Genomic DNA, 16868 nt, shown 5'->3' with positions numbered 1-16868 from the left:
AACGCCGACAAATGCTCCAACCCAATGGTCCGAGACGATGTTCCCGCAGGCCAGGCACTTACCCTCACCGGCAGTACGCCGATGGCGAACGTGAGACGCCCGATCCTGCGTGTCGCCCCTCCCCACTAGGAATGTCTTACCCGTAAGCAGTGACACTCCATGCGGCGCACCCCGGTTCCCTCAGCTACGGGCGAACACCCTTGCGCTCCTCCACGCCTTCGCGCGCCCCCACCTTGAATACACAGGGTGTCCGGCCGGACGCGGTCCGTAACCTGACGGCCGCCGTACGAGTTCCCCGGACATGGCCTTCACCGCTCCCCTCCCGCTGCCCCGTTCACCGTTCAACCGTGAGGGGGTCGCGTGGTGGTACGAGCACGAGCTCGGCTGGGCCACGGCCCGGGGGGACGGCGTGGAGCTGCTCACCGGACTGCGCTTCGACGTCCTGGAGCTGCCGGCCGCCGCGGGGTTCGCCGTGCTGCGGCGGCTCGGGGGCCGGTGGCCGGCCGCCCTGGCGGGGCCGAGGATGCGGCTGCTGGTGGCCGCGGGCGCCGCGGAGGAGCTGCCGGGGCTGCTCGACTGGCTGGAGTGGGGCGGGATCGCCCTCGACCTCGTCGCCCTGGGCGCCGGTGACCGGATGACCGCTCCGATTCCCCCAGGATGGAGCGGATCCGGCTCACCCGGCGCCGCCTCGTGGCTGCGCCCCCCCGAACCCGGGCGCGAAGTGGAGCCGACGCTTCCGGCCATGTCGGCCGTAGGGGGCGGAGTCGGCGCCCCCTGTCTCGTACGACTCGTGGACGCGGCGGCATCGGAATGTCACCGGGTCCGATTGCTGGGTGCGGGCCGCACTCAGCGGTTGGCGTCCTCGTAAGCCTGCTTGATATCGGCGGGCACACGGCCGCGGTCGTTCACGTTGTAGCCATTCTCCTTGGCCCAAGCGCGAATCTTGGCGGTGTCGGGGCTGCCACCCGTGGCGGCCCGGCCCTTGCCGCGGCCGGTGGAAGCGCGGCCACCGGTACGACGGCCGCTCTTCGTGTACGGCTCGAGCAGGCTACGGAGCTTGTCCGCATTGGCGGTGGTGAGGTCGATCTCGTAGGTCTTGCCGTCCAGAGCGAACGTCACCGTCTCGTCCGCCTCGCCACCGTCGAGGTCGTCGACAAGAAGGACCTGAACCTTCTGTGCCACCGGATTTCCTTTCATCGAAAATGCAGTACGCGGAAAGGAAACCGCTTTTCCCTGGAAAACACAAACCCCTGGGAGAGGTTCAGATCCTCGAGAACGCGGGAAACGTGCGCGATTCGGACATAGGGATCGCCCGGGATCGCGTTCGCCGCCCCGGATCGACAGATCACAGGTGCAGAAGCATCCGGCTGTTGCCCAAGGTGTTCGGCTTCACTCGTTCGAGACCGAGGAACTCGGCGATGCCCTCGTCATAGGAACGGAGGAGCTCGGCGTAGACATCTCCGGCGACCGGGGTCTCACCGATCTCGACGAAGCCGTGCTTCGAGAAGAAGTCCACTTCGAAGGTGAGGCAGAATACCCGGCGCACCCCGAGCCAGCGGGCGGTGTCCAGCAACTTGCCCAGCACTTGATGCCCGATCCCGGCGCCCTTGAAGCGGGGGTCGACGGCGAGAGTACGCACTTCCGCGAGGTCTTCCCACATCACATGGAGTGCGCCGCAGCCGACGACGGTGCCGTCCTCGTCGCGTTCCGCGACCCAGAACTCCTGGATGTCCTCGTAAAGCGTCACGGTCGCTTTGTCGAGCAGGATGCCTTCGGTGACGTACGGATCGACGAGTCGGCGAACCGCCTGCACATCACTGGTCCGGGCCCGGCGGACGGTCACCGCTTTCGCGGCGGGAGAGGAGGACGACATGGCTGGACGCTATCGCTCGCCGCCCGTCTCACCCTCGGCGCCCCGGCCCTCTTCGGGCTCTTCGGGGTCTTCGGGGTTGTCGCGCTGCACGATGCGGACGGCGTCGTTCAGTGCCTCGCGTTGCTCCGGCGACATCATGCCGAAGAAGGCGACGAGCGCGGCGGCGGGGTTGTCGCTCTTCGACCAGGCTTCGTTCATCAGTGCGGCCGAGTAGGCGGCACGGGTGGAGACCGCCGTATATCGATAGGCGCGGCCCGAGACTTCCCTGCGCACCCAGCCCTTCTGATGGAGATTGTCCATTACGGTCATGACGGTGGTGTAGGCGATGGACCGTTCCTGCTGGAGATCCTCCAGGACTTCCCGGACGGTGACGGGCCGGTTCCATTGCCAGACGCGTGTCATGACGGCGTCTTCGAGCTCTCCCAATTGACGGGGCACACTGCCACCATAGTGGGAGATGTCGGAATAACTGGCTATTGACGTACCAAAAAGGGCGTACGACAACGGTGGTCGTACGCCCTCGGCGTGGGTGCCGCCGGGTCAGGCCTGGCCGGCCCTCGCGGTCCCGTCCGCCTGCCGGGCGGCCTCGGCGCGGGCGAGCGCCGCGTCCACGGCCGCGTCCTCCTTGGCCTTGTTGGGGCCGCCCTGGCTCTTGACGATCGTCACGACGAGGCCGATGAAGAAGGCGGCCATCACCACGGGGGGCAGGAGCGCGGATACGTATTCCATGACTCCAGGGTAGCTAGCCGACGGCCCGCTCCTCCGAAGGGGGCCGGGCGGGGCGGCGACGGGGCGGGAACACCTCGGACGGTTTGGGCACCGGGCGGTCGGCCGGCGGTGGAGCCGGGCTGGGCTTCGGCGGCGCGGGCCGGGGCTTCGGCTCGCCCTCCCCCTCCCCCTTGCGGCCGCCCGGCAGGGCGAGCAGCCGGGTGCGCGGGCCGGGCGTGACGTGCCGTCCGGCCAGGCGGGCCCGGACCGAGTGCTCGGCCAGCGTCTGGCACCGCACCAGCAGGGCCGCGCCGACGGGCGTACCGCGCAGGGTCCGCAGCGCGGCGAGGTCCTCGGGGCGGGGGTCGTAGCCGGCGGCGAGGGCGTCCTGGAGCAGCTCCAGGTACCCGGCCGCCGAACCGGGCAGCGCGTCGCGGTAGCGGGCGAGGTCGGCGAGGAGGAAGGCCCGCATCCGGCCGGCCTCGCGGACCGCCTCGTCCACGGAACCGGCGAGTCGCAGGCAGTCCTGCACGTCTTCGTCGTCGAGGGGGGTGGGGTGGAGGGCGTGGGCGAGGGCGCGTCGGAGCACACGCAGCTCGTCTGCGCCGAACGCCAGGCCGCCGCGGGATCCGTATGGCGTGGGCATGGCCCGACGATACGTGCTAATCGGACAAACTTCGCTTACCGGGGCCTCTCGGGCGCGTTGACCCCGTAGCGGTCCGCACCCACCCACCGGCGGTGGCCGCCCGCCCCACCTCCCCGCACCCGTGGTCACCGGGAACGGGCACCGCACCCGTGGTCACCGGGAACAGGCACCGCCCCGGTCCGTTGTGCCCACCCGTCCCGCCCTGCGGGACGACTGCCCACAACGGAAGTGGGCGAGGCGATCGCCCACAACGGGGGGGCGGGCACCGCCCGGCGGGGCTACATGCGGGCGACGTTGCGTTCGTAGACCAGGCGGAGGCCGATCAGCGTCAGCCAGGGCTCGTGTTCGTCGATTTCGGTGGCTTCGCCGAGGACCATCGGGGCCAGGCCGCCCGTCGCGATGACGGTGACGTCCGAGGGGTCGCCGTCGCGGCCGGCGAGTTCGCGTTTCATGCGGCTGACGATGCCGTCGACCTGGCCCGCGAAGCCGTACACGATGCCCGCCTGCATGGCCTCGACCGTGTTCTTGCCGATCACGCTGCGCGGGCGGGCCAGCTCGATCTTGCGGAGCTGGGCGCCCTTGACGCCGAGCGCCTCGACCGAGATCTCGATGCCCGGGGCGATCACGCCGCCGATGTACTCGCCGCGCGCGCTGATCGGGTCGAACGTCGTCGCCGTACCGAAGTCGACGACGATCGCCGGGCCGCCGTACAGCTCGTTGGCGGCGACCGCGTTGACGATGCGGTCCGCGCCGACCTCCTTGGGGTTGTCGGTCAGGATCGGTACACCGGTCTTGATGCCGGGCTCGACGAGCACGGCCGGGACGTCGCCGTAGTACCGCCGCGTGACCTCCCGCAGCTCGTGGAGCACGGACGGGACGGTCGAGCAGATGGCGATGCCCTCGATGCCGTCGCCCAGCTCGTCGCCCAGCAGCGGGTGCATGCCCATCAGGCCCTGGAGGAGCACGGCGAGCTCGTCGGCGGTGCGGCGGGCGTCGGTGGAGATCCGCCAGTGCTCGACGATCTCCGCGCCGTCGAACAGGCCCAGGACGGTGTGGGTGTTGCCCGCGTCGATCGTGAGCAGCATCAGCCCTGGTCCGCCTCTCGCAGGTCGAGGCCGATGTCGAGGATCGGGGAGGAGTGGGTCAGGGCGCCCACCGCCAGGTAGTCGACGCCGGTCGCGGCGTACGCCGCGGCGTTCTCCAGGGTCAGGCGGCCGGACGACTCCAGCATCGCGCGGCCCGCGACGATGGTGACGGCCTCCTCCGTCTCGGCCGGCGTGAAGTTGTCCAGCAGGATCAGGTCGGCGCCCGCCTCCAGGACCTCGCGGACCTGGTGGAGGGTGTCGACCTCCACCTCGATCGGCAGGTCGGGGAACCGCTCCCGTACGGCCTTGAAGGCCGCCGCCACCCCACCGGCCGCCACCACGTGGTTGTCCTTGACGAGGGCCGCGTCGGACAGCGACATGCGGTGGTTGACGCCGCCGCCGCAGCGCACCGCGTACTTCTCCAGGGCGCGCAGCCCCGGAGTGGTCTTGCGGGTGTCGCGGACCTTCGCCTTGTACCCCTCCAGGGCGTCCGCCCACGCGCGCGTGGCGGTGGCGATGCCCGACAGGCGGCACATGATGTTCAGCGCGCTGCGCTCGCCGGTGAGCAGGTCGCGGGTGCGGGTGGTGACCGACAGCAGTTGCTGGCCGGGCTCGACCCGGTCGCCGTCCTCGACGTGCCGCTCGACCGCGAACTCCTCCGTGCAGACGACCGACAGGACCGCCTCGGCGACGTGGATGCCGGCGACGACCCCCGCCTCGCGCGCGGTGAAGTCACCGGTGGCGACGGCGTCCTCGGGGATGGTCGCGACGCTCGTCACGTCCTCGCCGCCGTCCAGGTCCTCCTCGATCGCGCGGTACGCCACGTCCTCGACGAGTACGGGGTCGAGGCCGGCGTTCACCAGGAGCGCGGCGAGCGCGGGGTCGAGGCCGCACTCGTACACCTCGTCGTCGCCGCCGCACCCGCATCCGTCGCCGCATCCCTGGGGGGCGGCACCGATGTTGATCAGGGGTACGTCCACGGGCTGCGGGCGTTCTTCGGGCGTGCTCACGGTTACGGCTCCCTGGGGGCGTCGGCGTCGGTCGGGGGGAAGTCTTGGGTGTCGGTGGGGCGGACGTCCAGGGTCCGGTCCGGGGCCAGGCGCACCACCAGGTGGCGGCGCCAGGAGGTGTCGTCGCGGTCGGGGCGGTCCTCGCGCCAGTGGCAGCCCCGGGTCTCCTCGCGGCGGCGGGCGGCGGCGACCAGGACGCGGGCCACGCACAGCAGGTTGGTGGTCTCCCAGGACTCCACGCCCGGCTCTGCGGCCTTGCTGCCGTCCGGGCCGCCGTTCAGCGCCTCGGCGTGCACGGCGTCCAGCGCGTCGGCCGCCTCCGCGAGGCTGGCGGCGGAGCGCAGCACACCGGCGCCGTGCGTCATGACGTGCTGGATGCGGCTGCGGGCGTCGGGGTCCAGCAGCGGCAGGACCCGGGGCGCCGGGTGCGGCACGGGCGCGCCCGCACGTGCCCGGGAGGCCGCGATGTCGTCCGCGATGCGCTCGGCGAAGACCAGGCCCTCCAGGAGGGAGTTCGACGCGAGCCGGTTGGCGCCGTGGACGCCCGTGCAGGCGACCTCCCCGCACGCGTACAGCCCGGGCACCGTCGTGCGGCCGTACAGGTCGGTGCGGACGCCGCCGGAGGCGTAGTGGGCCGCCGGGGCGACCGGGATCGGCTCGGTCACCGGGTCGATGCCGTGGGCGCGGCACGCGGCGAGGATCGTGGGGAAGCGCGAGGCCCACATCTGCGCGCCGAAGTGCCGGGCGTCCAGGTACATGTGCCGGGCGCCCTGCTCGCGCATGCGGCGCATGATGCCCTTGGCGACGATGTCGCGCGGGGCGAGCTCGGCCAGCTCGTGCTGCCCGACCATGAACCGGACGCCGTCCGCGTCGACGAGGTGGGCGCCCTCTCCCCGTACCGCCTCCGACACCAGCGGCTGCTGGCCCTCGGCGTCCGGGCCGAGGAAGAGCACCGTCGGGTGGAACTGGACGAACTCCAGGTCGCTGACCTCGGCGCCGGCCCGCAGCGCCAGCGCGACGCCGTCGCCGGTGGAGACGGCCGGGTTGGTGGTGGCGGAGAAGACCTGGCCCATGCCGCCGGTGGCGAGGACGACGGCGGGCGCGTGGACGGCGCCGACGCCGTCGTGCTGGCCCTCGCCCATGACGTGCAGGGTGACGCCCGCCGTGCGGCCGTCCGCGTCCGTCAGCAGGTCCAGGACGAGCGCGTTCTCGATGGTGCGCACGGCGCGGTCGCGCACGGCCTCGACGAGCGCCCGGGAGATCTCCGCGCCGGTCGCGTCGCCGCCCGCGTGCGCGATGCGGCGGCGGTGGTGGCCGCCCTCGCGGGTGAGCTCGATGGCGCCGGCGTCGTCGGTGTCGAAGCGGGCGCCGGTGGCGATCAGGCGGCGTACGGCGCCGGGGCCCTCGGTGACCAGCAGGCGTACGGCTTCCTCGTCGCACAGGCCCGCGCCCGCGACGAGCGTGTCGTCGAGGTGCTGCTCGGGGGTGTCGCCCTCGCCGAGCGCCGCCGCGATGCCGCCCTGGGCCCAGCGGGTGGAGCCGTCGTCCAGGCGGGCCTTGGTGACGACGACCGTACGCAGCCCGGCGGCCGTGCAGCGCAGTGCGGCGGTCAGGCCCGCGACGCCGGAGCCGACCACGACGACGTCGGCGTCGATCGCCCAGCCGGGTGCGGGGGCCTGGAGGCGTATGCCGGTCATGCGGGGGCTCCGAAGGTGAGGGGGAGGTTGTCGATCAGCCGCGTGGTGCCGACCCTCGCGGCGACGGCGAGGATCGCCTCGCCGGTGTGGTCGTCGGGGACGTCGGTGAAGTCGGCGGGGTCCACCAGCGCCACGTAGTCCAGGCGCAGCGGCGGGTCGGCCTTCGCCGCCTCGTCGAGTACCGCGCGGGCGGCCGCCAGAACCGCGTGGGCGCCGCCGCCCGGGACGGCCGCGGCGACCGCGTGGGCGTCGGCGGCCGCGCGGGACTCGCCGATCCGGGACAGGGCCTCGGCGCGGCTCTCGGAGGCGGGCAGCGTCTCGGCGCGGGCCAGCAGCGCGGTCTGCGCGGCGAGCCGGTCGCGGGCGGCGAACAGCGCGGCGGACAGGGCAAGGGCGGTACGGCGCTCACGGGGCGACAGGTAGCGGTTGCGGCTGGAGAGGGCCAGGCCGTCGGGCTCGCGCACGGTCGGTACGCCGGCGATCTCGACCGGGAAGTTCAGATCGGTGACCATGCGGCGGATCAGGGCGAGCTGCTGGGCGTCCTTCTGGCCGAAGAACGCCACGTCGGGGCGGGTCAGGTGCAGCAGCTTGGCGACGACGGTCAGCATGCCGTCGAAGTGGCCGGGGCGGGAGGCGCCCTCCAGCCGCTCCCCCATGGGGCCCGCCGTGATCCGGACCTGGGGCTCCCCGCCCGGGTAGACCTCGTCGGCGGACGGCGCGAACACCGCGTTCGCGCCGGCCTGCTCGGCGGTCTTGAGGTCGGCCTCCAGGGTGCGGGGGTAGCGGTCGAGGTCCTCGCCCGCGCCGAACTGGAGCGGGTTCACGAAGACCGTGACCAGGACGTACCCCTTCTTGCCGACGTGCTTGCGCGCGGCCCGCACCAGGGTGGCGTGCCCCTCGTGGAGGGCGCCCATGGTCATGACGACGGCGGTACGGCCCCGGGGCGCGAAGTGTTCGAGGACGTACTCCAGCTCGTCGCGCGTCGGGATCAGTTCGAAGTCGGGGCTCATCGGCCGCTGTCTCCTTCAGCTCCTGCTGCTCCTGCCGGGCCGTCGCCGGCTGACGCCGAGCCGTCCGCGAGGACACCGAGGAGGTCCTCCGCGAGCTCGGGCTTGAGGACGCCATGGGCGAGGGCGCGGTCCGCGGTCGTACGGGCCATGGCGAGGTATCCGGCGACGGTGGCGGGCGCGTGCTTGCGCAGCTCGGCCACGTGCGCGGCGACCGTGCCCGCGTCACCGCGCGCGACGGGGCCGGTGAGGGCGGCGTCGCCGGAGCGCAGGGCGTTGTCGAGGGCGGCGCCCAGCAGCGGGCCGAGCATCCGGTCGGGTGCGGCGACCCCGGCCTGGCGCAGCAGCTCCATGGACTGGGCGACGAGGGTGACCAGGTGGTTGGCGCCCAGGGCGAGGGCCGCGTGGTAGAGCGGGCGGGCCGCTTCCTCGATCCACTCCGGCTCGCCGCCCATCTCGATGACGAGGGCCTCGGCGGCCAGGCGCAGCTCGTCGGGGGCGGTGACGCCGAAGGAGCACCCGGCCAGCCGCTGGACGTCGACGCTGGTGCCGGTGAACGTCATGGCGGGGTGCAGGGCGAGCGGGAGTGCCCCGGCGCGGCGGGCCGGGTCGAGCACGGCGGTGCCGTACCGCCCGGAGGTGTGCACCAGGAGCTGGCCCGGCCGTACGGCTCCGGTGTCGGCCAGGCCCTGGACCAGGCCGGGCAGGGCGTCGTCGGGGACGGTGAGCAGGACGAGGTCGGCGCGCTCCAGGACCTGGGCGGGCGGCACGAGCGGGACGTCCGGCAGCAGCTCGGCGGCGCGGCGCCGGGACGCGTCGGACACGCCCGAGACGGCGACGGGGCGGTGCCCGGCGAGCCGCAGGGACGCGGCCAGGGCGGGGCCCACCCGGCCGGCGCCGACGACACCGACGGTGAGCCGGGCGGGGCGGGGTTGTGAGGGTGCGTTCACGCGTCGACGGCCTTCCGTTCCAGTCCGCCAGGGGTACCGGACGATTTCTCGTCATGCTACGCCAGCGTTACGCGCGGCTACGTCACTGTCCACAGCCTGTGGACTCCTCCCTCGGCCGGGAGCCGCCGAGGTGGTGGTCGCGGGCGGCGCGGAGGGCGGCCAGGTCGTCCCGGCCCGGCGGCGGCGGGGGCGCCTCGCCGCGCTGGAGCGCCCGGTAGGCGTCGATCATGTGCTGCTCGATGGCGTTCATGTACGCCACCCTCCGCCCCCGCGCGCCGCGCCGCCCCGTGGATTGACGAGCCCCGTCAAATGGCGCGAGGCCCGCCGCCGCACCCCTCACCATGGGGGCGTGAGCGTGACCATCGACATCACCGGCCTGCCGCCCGAGCGGATCGTCTTCGAGCCGTCGCCCCTCGCCGAGCTGGGCGTGGCGCTGCACGCGCTGTCCGAACCGGGCCACCACCCGGGGCTGCACGGCTGGGCGACCGCCACCGCCGCCGCGCTCAAGCCCGACCTGGCCGACCGGCTGCACGAGGCGAACTTCCTCTGGACGACCACCTTCTCCGACATCTTCATGCCGTACGCCGGCATCCGCGGCGGCGACGGCCGCACCGGCGCCACGCTCGCCGAGGAGCTGGACATGCTGGACCGGCTGGACGACGACCGGTTCGTCGCCGCCGCCCTGGAGTTCACCTGCTCCGCGCAGTACGCGGTCGGCGGCCCCGTACGCGCCGAGCGGGCCCTGGAGCTGGCCGCCAACCGGGGACCGGGGCCGCTGGACTTCACGCGCCGCCTGCTCGCCGACCCCGCCGGCGTACGCGCCTGGCTGCGCAGGCTCTTCGAGGACTGCGACCAGGCGTTCTTCGCGGACACCTGGCGCCGGGTGGCGCCCACCCTCGCCGCCGACGCCCGGCACAAGACGGAGCTGCTGCGCCGCAAGGGCCTGCCCGAGACGCTCCGGGCCGTGTCGCCCGCGGTGACGCTGGGGTTCTCCGAGGACGGCGCCCAGCAGCGCGTCGAGGTGGACAAGCTGGCGAACGGGCGGACCACCGCCACCGACCCGGGCACCGGCCCGGGGGTGTCGTTCGTGCCGTCCAGCTACGGCTGGCCCCACCTGATGGTCCTGCACGCCCCGGGCTGGCGCCCCGTCGTCCACTACCCGGTGGGCGCGCCCGAGCTGCCGAGCCCCGCCTCCGTGGAGCTGCTCCAGCTCCGCATGGACGCCCTGGCGCACCCCATGCGGATGCGGCTGTGCCGGCAGCTCGCCCGGGCCGCGTACACGACGGGGGAGCTGGCGGAGACGTACGGCATCACCCCGCCGGAGGTCTCCCGCCACCTGGCCGTGCTGAAGAAGGCGTCCCTGGTCACGACCCGCCGGCGCGGCCGGTACGTCCTGCACCAACTGGACGTGGCCGCGGTGGCCCGGATCGGCAGCGACTTCCTGGAGACGGTGCTGCGCTAGGGAGTGTCCGGCGGATCATGGCGTCATCGGAGTCGGGTGCGCTTGTGGTGATGGTGAGCGGGGTCTGGGGTCCCCCCCCAGGCGAAGCCGAGGGGGGAGCGTGCAGATGCAAGGCGGAGGAGGGAGCCACTGCGGTGGGGGCACCTCCCGTGCCCGAAGGGCTACGGGGGGCATCGGCGACCGACGACAACGCCGCTGGGGGCGCCCCCTCTGGGGCAGGGCGTGCCAGGCCTCGCGGCCCAGGCATGATCCGCCGGACACGACCTAGCCGCCCGGTTCAGAGCCGGATGTGGCGCAGTCCCACCCCGGCGCGCCGCAGCCGGTGGCGCAGCGGGCCGTCCGTGTTCGGGGCGAGCCGCAGTCCGGGGGAGGCCGCGACCCGGTCGGCGACCTCCGGGACGGTCAGCCGGTCCGTTCGGATGTGCTCGGCGAAGGCGGGGCGGTCCAGCCGCTCCAGGCACTCGTCGAGCTTCTGGACCGCGAAGCTCTCCCGCTTCAGCCCGCGCCCCAGGCCGCGCTCGGTCAGCCGGCGCAGCACGGTCTCCCGCCGGGCCAGCAGCGCGACGTGGTGGACGTCGTGGCCGGCCGCCCGCAGCCGGCCGACGACCTCGTCGAAGTACCCGGGGTCCGTCAGCGTCATCGGGGCGATGACCGGCCCGTCCTCGTACCGCCGCAGCGTCAGGTCGAGCACCTCGTACACGCCCTGCCGCCACGCGGCGAAATCCTGGAAGTCCCCCCTCAGCGCCTTGGGCGTCATCCGGTGCAGCCCGAAGCCGACCTCCTCCGGATCGCAGACGACCGCGCCCGGCAGGCGCCGCCGCAGCTCGTACGCGGTCTGCGTCTTGCCGCCCCCGAACGGACCGTTGATCCAGATCAGCACCGGGTCACAGCCCCCCGCCGCCCGCCCGCACCAGACCCGTCTCGTAGGCGAGGACGACGACCTGGACACGGTCCCGCAGCGCCAGCTTGGTGAGGATGCGGCCCACATGGGTCTTCACCGTGGCCTCGGACAGCACCAGCCGGGCCGCGATCTCACCGTTCGACAGGCCCTGGGCGACCAGCATCATCACCTCGCGCTCCCGCTCGGTCAGCTTCTCCAGCGTCTTGTCGCGCGGCTCCTTGCCGGTGGCCGGGAGCATCGGGGAGAAGCGGTCCAGCAGCCGCCGGGTGGTGGAGGGCGCGACGACCGCGTCCCCGCTGTGCACCGAGCGGATCGCGCTGAGCAGCTCGCCGGGCGGCACGTCCTTGAGCATGAAGCCGCTGGCGCCCGCCTTCAGCCCCGAGAACGCGTACTCGTCCAGGTCGAAGGTGGTGAGGATCAGGACCTTGGGGGCGTCCGGCCGCGCGCAGATGCGGCGGGTCGCCTCGACGCCGTCCAGCCTGGGCATCCGTACGTCCATCAGGACCACGTCCACGGCGGTGGCGCGGAGGATGTCGATGGCCTCGGCCCCGTCGCCCGCCTCCGCCACGACCTCCATGTCCGGCTGGGCGGCGAGCACCATGCGGAAGCCGGTGCGCAGCAGCATCTGGTCGTCGACGAGCATCACACGGATGGACATGGGATTCCTTCGGGGATACGGGGTCAGTGGGCGGGCTTGAGGGGGAGCAGGGCGCTGATCCGGAAGCCGCCGCCCGGGCGCGGGCCGGCGTCCAGGGTGCCGCCGACCATACCGACGCGCTCGCGCATGCCGATCAGGCCGTGGCCCCGGCCGTCGGCGCCGCCGTCCTCGTACAGCTCGTGGGCCGCGCCGCGCCCGTCGTCCTCGACGAGCAGGCCCAGACCGTCGTCGAAGTACACCAGCCGCACGCTCGCCCCGGCGTCCGGGCCGCCGTGCTTGCGGGTGTTGGTCAGGGCCTCCTGGACGATGCGGTACGCGGTGAGCTCGACGCCGCTGGGCAGCGGCCGCGGGGTGCCCTCGACCCTGAAGTCGACGGTGAGACCGGCGTTGCGGACCTGTTCGACGAGGTCCTCGATCTGCTGGACGTCGGGCTGCGGGACATAGTCCTCGGAGTCCTGGGGCTCGCCTGTGCGGAGGATGCCGAGCAGCCGGCGCATCTCGGCGAGGGCCTGGCGGCCGGTGGTCGAGATCGTCTCCAGGGCCTGTTTCGCCTGGTCGGGGGAGGTGTCGAGGACGTACGCCGCCCCGTCGGCCTGGACCACCATGACGGAGACGTTGTGGGCGACGACGTCGTGCAGCTCGCGGGCGATACGGGCCCGCTCGGCGGCGACGGCGACCTTGGCCTGCGCCTCGCGCTCCTTCTCCAGGCGGGTGGCGCGCTCCTCCAACTGGGCGAAGTAGGCGCGGCGGGTGCGCATGGAGTCGCCGAGCACCCAGGCGAGGACGAACGGCACGGTCATCACGACCGTGAAGAAGACCTTGCCGGCGGTCGAGATGTTCGGCTCGGGCCAGCGCACCTGCGCGAGCGGCGCCGCGCACACCCCGCCCACGAGGGCGAGGCGGGACGCCCACCGTGGCCCGTCGCCCTGCGCGGCGACGGTGTAGATGACCACGAGCATCGCGAAGTCGGCCGGGTTGACCTCGATGTCCAGGGCGAGCTGGGCGACGCCGATGACCGCGACGAGCAGCAGCATCTTGTCCGGCGCCCGGCGGCGCAGCGCGAGCGCGAGGCAGAGCAGCAGGACGATCCCGGCCGCCAGGAGGCGGGGCTCGGCACCCTCCGGGGCCTGGGCCACCCACAGCGACGAGAACCCGAGGAGCATCACAGCCCAGAAACTGTCGACGCCCGTGGGGTGTCTGCGGATGAAGTCATAGAGACGCTGCACGTAACCCAGCGTAGGGAAGCCGGATAGGTGCAGGGGTCAACCGGAGGTCCCATCCACGTCAGCGGGCCCTACTCCGCAAGGTGGAGACTGGGGCCCGTGAATGATGAGACGTGTCAATGGCGTGGTTGGCGCGCTGCCACCGAAGCGGCGCTGTACGGGCCCGGCGGCTTCTACCTGCGCCCCGAGGGGCCGGCGGGGCACTTCCGCACGTCCGTGCACGCCTCGCCGCTCTTCGCGGGCGCGGTGGCCCGGCTGCTCGCCGAGGTGGCGGACGAGCTGGGCACGGACGACGTCGCGGTGGTCGACCTGGGCGCGGGGCGCGGCGAGCTGGTGACGGGGGTACTGGCGGCCGCCCCGGCCGGGCTGCGCGTACGGGCGTACGCCGTCGAGCGCGCCGCCCGGCCCGAGGGGCTCGATCCGCGCGTCACGTGGTCGGCGGAGCCGCCGCCCGGGGTGCGCGGGCTGCTGTTCGCGAACGAGTGGCTGGACAACGTCCCGGTGGACGTGGCCCAGGTGGACGCCTCGGGCACGCCCCGGTACGTGGAGGTGGCGCCCGACGGCGCGGAGCGGCTGGGCGCCCCGGTGGCGGGCGCGGACGCGGCGTGGCTGGCCCGCTGGTGGCCGCTGCGGGAACCGGGCGAGCGCGCCGAGATCGGCCGCCCCCGCGACGAGGCGTGGGCGGGGGCGGTGTCGTCGTTGTCGGCCGGCCTGGCGGTGGCGGTGGACTACGCCCACGTGGCGGGCGCCCGGCCCCCGTTCGGCACCCTGACCGGCTTCCGCGCCGGCCGCGAGGTCCCCCCGGCCCCGGACGGAACGTGCGACATCACGGCCCACGTGGCCCTGGACGCCTGCGCGACGGCGGGCGCGGCGGCGGTGGGCGGCTCGGCGGTACGGGAAGGCCCGGCGGCGGCAGGCGGCCGGGCTGCGGGCGCGGCGGCGGCAGGCGGCCGGGCCGCGGGCGCGGCGGCGGGGGGCGCGGACGCCGCGGCAGGCGGCCGGGCGGGGGACGGGCGCCCCAGCGGGGCGCGCGGGGACATCGCCGGTCCTTCCCGCGCAGGCGTGGCGGCGGGGGACGCCGGCGCGGACCCGGCCGGGTGTGGCCGTGCGGGTGGGCTGCCCGCCGGGACCGAGCTGGTCACCCAGCGCCAGGCGCTCGGGCGGCTCGGGGTGAGCGGGGGGCGGCCGCCCCTCGACATGGCCCGGACGGACCCCGCCGGATACGTACGGGCACTGGCCCGTGCCGGGGAGGCCGCCGAGCTGACCGCGCGCGGTGGGCTCGGGGACTTCACCTGGCTGCTCCAGCGGGTGCCCGGCGAGGGATACTGTCCGGCATGACGGAGACCACGGTCGGCATCGGCGGTGCCGCGGAAAGCACCGACATGGTGCTGAACATCGGGCCCCAGCACCCCTCCACGCACGGCGTGCTGCGCCTCCGCCTCGTCCTGGACGGCGAGGTGATCCGGCATGCCGAGCCGGTCGTCGGCTATATGCACCGCGGCGCGGAGAAGCTCTTCGAGGCGCGCGACTACCGCCAGATCATCATGCTGGCCAACCGCCACGACTGGCTGTCGGCGTTCTCCAACGAGCTGGGCGTGGTGATGGCCGTCGAGCGGATGCTCGGCATGGAGGTCCCGGAGCGGGCCGTCTGGACCCGCACCCTGCTCGCCGAGCTGAACCGGGTCCTGAACCACCTGATGTTCCTCGGCTCGTACCCCCTCGAACTGGGCGGTATCACCCCGATCTTCCACGCCTTCCGGGAGCGGGAGGACCTCCAGCACGTCATGGAGGAGGTCTCCGGCGGCCGGATGCACTACATGTTCAACCGGGTCGGCGGGCTCAAGGAGGACCTGCCGGCCGGCTGGCTCGGCCGGGCCCGGGACGCGGTCGCCGAGGTCCGCTCGCGGATGGACGTCTACGACCGGCTCGTCCTCGGCAACGAGATCTTCCGCGGCCGCACGCGCGGCGTCGGCGTGCTCTCGCCGGAGGTCGTGCACGCGTACGGGGTCAGCGGCCCCATCGCCCGTGCCTCGGGCGTCGACTTCGACCTGCGCCGCGACGAGCCGTACCTGGCGTACGGGGAGCTCCAGGACACCCTGGAGGTCGTCACCCGCTCCGACGGCGACTGCCTGGCCCGCTTCGAATGCCTGCTGGGGCAGACGCACAACTCCCTGGACCTCGCGGACGCCTGCCTGGACCGGCTCGCCGAGCTGCCGCCCGGTCCGATCAACCAGCGGCTGCCGAAGGTCCTCAAGGCACCGGAGGGCCACACGTACGCCTGGACCGAGAACCCGCTCGGGCTCAACGGCTACTACCTGGTCTCCAAGGGCGACAAGACCCCGTACCGCCTCAAGCTCCGCTCCGCGTCCTACAACAACATCCAGGCGCTGGTCGAGCTGCTGCCGGGCACGCTGGTGGCGGACATGGTGGCGATCCTGGGGTCGTTCTTCTTCGTCGTCGGCGACATCGACAAGTAGTCGGGACCGCCGGGTCAGGACACCGCGTCGCGCCGCAGCTCCACCACGTCGAGCTGCTCGGTCTCGTCGTGCGCGGTCAGGTCGATGACCTTGCCGACCGCGCGGTCCTCCCGGCGCCGTACGGCGAGGGCCTCCTCACCCACGACGTCCGCCAGGTCCTCGTGCTGCACGGACTCCAGCACGTTCTTCTTCGTGCCGAAGAAGTCGAACCCGCCCTGGAGGCGCGACGCGGGGCGGCGCGGTTCGGTGTACGGCACGACGGCGGCGGCCGGCGGGACCCGGCGCATCGCGGAGGCACCGTGAGCGGAAGGGGCGTGAGCGGAGGGGGCGTGAGCGGGAGGGGCGGCGGCCGACGGGCGGTCGTGCTCCCGCTCGGCGGCCGCCGCGTGCTTCCCCTGCGGCTCGTCCGCCTCCGCCGCCGCTTCCCTCGCCCGCTCGGCCAGGTCCCGGCGCCGGGCCTCCTCGGTGGTGCGCCTGGCCTCCTGCTCGGCGGCGTTGCGCGTGAGGTTCTCCAGCGCCTTGGCGGCCTGGAGGTACGCGGCCGGGGTGGGCGTGGAGCTCGCGGCGGGCAGCGCCCGGGTGGGGGCGGCCGCCTCCAGGGCGAGCTGCCGGCGGCCCTCCAGGGCACTGGCGCGCTCCGTCTCGGCGGTGGCGTACCGCCGCAGCAGCTCGGCGTGCTCGCCCCGCAGCGCGGCCAGTTCGACCCGCTTGGCGCGGAGTTTGGCGTCGAGCTTGGCGCGCAGCTCGCGGGACTCTTCCAGGTCGCTCTCCAGCTCCGCGATGCGCTCCTCGGTGCGCCACTGGTCGCCGGCCCGCGCCCGGGTCAGTTCGGCGACGCGGCGCCCGGCCGCGCGGTCCCAACTGCGCATCAGGACCGAGCCGGTGATGGCGGCGGCGGCAGCGGCGGCGGTCAGCAGGCGCAGGACCAGCGGATCCGCGAGGAGCCAGGCGCCGCCGGCGCACACAACGGCCGCTCCGGCTACCGCGGAAGGGGGCAGAAGCCTGTGCAGGGGTGGGGAATGGCGGTGGCGTCCACGTGGCATGGCCTGAAATTTACCGTGCGTAGGTGTCGTATGGGGTGTCGGCCCGGCAATGTTTCGGCCCTGTGATCCGAACATCATGGGAACCTACTTCCGGGCCCCCTTCACGCCGACTTCCCTTCGCGCCGACT

General features: G+C 73.6%; 19 protein-coding genes. 4 read left to right on the top strand and 15 right to left on the bottom strand.

Annotated elements, in window-relative coordinates; translation table 11 throughout:
• The first annotated feature begins 301 nt into the window (after positions 1-301).
• Complete coding sequence (locus ACZ46W_RS18695) at positions 302-868, top strand: SCO3374 family protein (protein WP_468338694.1); 567 nt, start codon at positions 302-304, stop codon at positions 866-868.
• On the opposite strand, the gene ACZ46W_RS18690 is transcribed toward ACZ46W_RS18695, so the two are convergent.
• The 11 genes from ACZ46W_RS18690 to ACZ46W_RS18640 form a co-directional block, all read right to left on the bottom strand.
• A complete protein-coding gene (locus tag ACZ46W_RS18690; RefSeq protein ID WP_468338692.1) occupies positions 847-1182 on the bottom strand; it encodes a histone-like nucleoid-structuring protein Lsr2 in 336 nt (111 codons plus the stop codon). The genes ACZ46W_RS18695 and ACZ46W_RS18690 overlap by 22 nt on opposite strands.
• A gap of 163 nt (positions 1183-1345) precedes the next feature.
• Positions 1346-1873 carry an amino-acid N-acetyltransferase gene (locus tag ACZ46W_RS18685; RefSeq protein ID WP_366128466.1) on the bottom strand — a complete coding sequence of 176 codons (528 nt, stop codon included), beginning with the start codon at positions 1871-1873 and terminating at the stop codon, positions 1346-1348.
• Between the two features lie 9 nt (positions 1874-1882).
• Complete coding sequence (locus tag ACZ46W_RS18680; RefSeq protein WP_468338690.1) at positions 1883-2311, bottom strand: BlaI/MecI/CopY family transcriptional regulator; 429 nt, start codon at positions 2309-2311, stop codon at positions 1883-1885.
• A 102-nt stretch (positions 2312-2413) separates the two neighbouring features.
• Entirely contained in the window at positions 2414-2602 is a 189-nt protein-coding gene (locus ACZ46W_RS18675; protein WP_468338688.1) for a hypothetical protein, read from the bottom strand.
• A 13-nt stretch (positions 2603-2615) separates the two neighbouring features.
• Positions 2616-3197 carry a hypothetical protein gene (locus tag ACZ46W_RS18670; protein ID WP_468338811.1) on the bottom strand — a complete coding sequence of 194 codons (582 nt, stop codon included), beginning with the start codon at positions 3195-3197 and terminating at the stop codon, positions 2616-2618.
• 308 nt (positions 3198-3505) lie between these two features.
• Complete coding sequence (locus ACZ46W_RS18665) at positions 3506-4312, bottom strand: type III pantothenate kinase (RefSeq protein WP_468338686.1); 807 nt, start codon at positions 4310-4312, stop codon at positions 3506-3508.
• Positions 4312-5322 carry a carboxylating nicotinate-nucleotide diphosphorylase gene (gene nadC / locus ACZ46W_RS18660; protein ID WP_468338684.1) on the bottom strand — a complete coding sequence of 337 codons (1011 nt, stop codon included), beginning with the start codon at positions 5320-5322 and terminating at the stop codon, positions 4312-4314. Before nadC ends, ACZ46W_RS18665 begins: the two co-directional genes overlap by 1 nt.
• Before the next feature lie 2 nt (positions 5323-5324).
• Positions 5325-7019 carry an L-aspartate oxidase gene (locus ACZ46W_RS18655; RefSeq protein ID WP_468338682.1) on the bottom strand — a complete coding sequence of 565 codons (1695 nt, stop codon included), beginning with the start codon at positions 7017-7019 and terminating at the stop codon, positions 5325-5327.
• Positions 7016-8029, bottom strand: coding sequence for a pantoate--beta-alanine ligase (panC, locus tag ACZ46W_RS18650; RefSeq protein ID WP_468338680.1), 1014 nt, complete (start codon positions 8027-8029; stop codon positions 7016-7018). Before panC ends, ACZ46W_RS18655 begins: the two co-directional genes overlap by 4 nt.
• Positions 8026-8976 carry a Rossmann-like and DUF2520 domain-containing protein gene (locus tag ACZ46W_RS18645; RefSeq protein ID WP_468338678.1) on the bottom strand — a complete coding sequence of 317 codons (951 nt, stop codon included), beginning with the start codon at positions 8974-8976 and terminating at the stop codon, positions 8026-8028. Before ACZ46W_RS18645 ends, panC begins: the two co-directional genes overlap by 4 nt.
• 82 nt (positions 8977-9058) lie before the next feature.
• On the bottom strand, positions 9059-9226 hold the full coding sequence (locus ACZ46W_RS18640) for a hypothetical protein (RefSeq protein ID WP_468338676.1): 168 nt from the start codon (positions 9224-9226) through the stop codon (positions 9059-9061).
• A 105-nt stretch (positions 9227-9331) separates the two neighbouring features.
• Here ACZ46W_RS18640 and ACZ46W_RS18635 point away from each other — a divergent pair, with 105 nt between their 5' ends.
• A complete protein-coding gene (locus tag ACZ46W_RS18635) occupies positions 9332-10438 on the top strand; it encodes a DUF5937 family protein (RefSeq protein WP_468338809.1) in 1107 nt (368 codons plus the stop codon).
• Positions 10439-10715: 277 nt separating this feature from the next.
• Here the strand turns inward: ACZ46W_RS18635 and ACZ46W_RS18630 are convergent, their stop codons facing one another.
• Genes ACZ46W_RS18630 through ACZ46W_RS18620 form a run of 3 tightly spaced genes read right to left on the bottom strand, consistent with a single transcriptional unit; the run spans position 10716 to position 13223 of the window.
• Positions 10716-11318 (bottom strand): AAA family ATPase, encoded by a 603-nt coding sequence (locus ACZ46W_RS18630; protein ID WP_468338674.1) that lies wholly within the window; start codon positions 11316-11318, stop codon positions 10716-10718.
• Positions 11319-11322: 4 nt separating this feature from the next.
• Entirely contained in the window at positions 11323-11997 is a 675-nt protein-coding gene (locus ACZ46W_RS18625; protein WP_468338671.1) for a response regulator transcription factor, read from the bottom strand.
• Between the two features lie 23 nt (positions 11998-12020).
• Positions 12021-13223: a sensor histidine kinase gene (locus ACZ46W_RS18620; RefSeq protein ID WP_468338669.1), complete on the bottom strand. Its 1203-nt coding sequence runs from the start codon at positions 13221-13223 to the stop codon at positions 12021-12023.
• A gap of 96 nt (positions 13224-13319) precedes the next feature.
• Here ACZ46W_RS18620 and ACZ46W_RS18615 point away from each other — a divergent pair, with 96 nt between their 5' ends.
• Together ACZ46W_RS18615 and ACZ46W_RS18610 are read left to right on the top strand one after the other, a co-directional pair.
• Positions 13320-14558 (top strand): SAM-dependent methyltransferase, encoded by a 1239-nt coding sequence (locus ACZ46W_RS18615; protein ID WP_468338667.1) that lies wholly within the window; start codon positions 13320-13322, stop codon positions 14556-14558.
• Positions 14555-15697, top strand: coding sequence for an NADH-quinone oxidoreductase subunit D (locus ACZ46W_RS18610; RefSeq protein WP_468338665.1), 1143 nt, complete (start codon positions 14555-14557; stop codon positions 15695-15697). The genes ACZ46W_RS18615 and ACZ46W_RS18610 overlap by 4 nt, the downstream gene beginning before the upstream one ends.
• A 14-nt stretch (positions 15698-15711) precedes the next feature.
• On the opposite strand, the gene ACZ46W_RS18605 is transcribed toward ACZ46W_RS18610, so the two are convergent.
• Positions 15712-16740, bottom strand: a complete 1029-nt coding sequence (locus ACZ46W_RS18605; protein WP_468338663.1) for a hypothetical protein — start codon at positions 16738-16740, stop codon at positions 15712-15714.
• Between the last annotated feature and the right edge of the window lie 128 nt (positions 16741-16868).

It is taken from the genome of Streptomyces sp. NPDC031064 (genome assembly GCF_055570965.1).
This window is presented reverse-complemented; position numbering and strand designations above follow the sequence as displayed.

Coding starts and splice junctions, on each gene's coding strand:
- ACZ46W_RS18675 (WP_468338688.1), bottom strand. CDS start 2,602: ATGGAATACGTATCCGCGCTCCTGCCCCCCGTGGTGATGGCCGCCTTC.
- ACZ46W_RS18605 (WP_468338663.1), bottom strand. CDS start 16,740: ATGCCACGTGGACGCCACCGCCATTCCCCACCCCTGCACAGGCTTCTG.
- ACZ46W_RS18640 (WP_468338676.1), bottom strand. CDS start 9,226: ATGAACGCCATCGAGCAGCACATGATCGACGCCTACCGGGCGCTCCAG.
- ACZ46W_RS18695 (WP_468338694.1), top strand. CDS start 302: ATGGCCTTCACCGCTCCCCTCCCGCTGCCCCGTTCACCGTTCAACCGT.
- ACZ46W_RS18665 (WP_468338686.1), bottom strand. CDS start 4,312: ATGCTGCTCACGATCGACGCGGGCAACACCCACACCGTCCTGGGCCTG.
- ACZ46W_RS18625 (WP_468338671.1), bottom strand. CDS start 11,997: ATGTCCATCCGTGTGATGCTCGTCGACGACCAGATGCTGCTGCGCACC.
- panC (WP_468338680.1), bottom strand. CDS start 8,029: ATGAGCCCCGACTTCGAACTGATCCCGACGCGCGACGAGCTGGAGTAC.
- ACZ46W_RS18685 (WP_366128466.1), bottom strand. CDS start 1,873: ATGTCGTCCTCCTCTCCCGCCGCGAAAGCGGTGACCGTCCGCCGGGCC.
- ACZ46W_RS18655 (WP_468338682.1), bottom strand. CDS start 7,019: ATGACCGGCATACGCCTCCAGGCCCCCGCACCCGGCTGGGCGATCGAC.
- ACZ46W_RS18610 (WP_468338665.1), top strand. CDS start 14,555: ATGACGGAGACCACGGTCGGCATCGGCGGTGCCGCGGAAAGCACCGAC.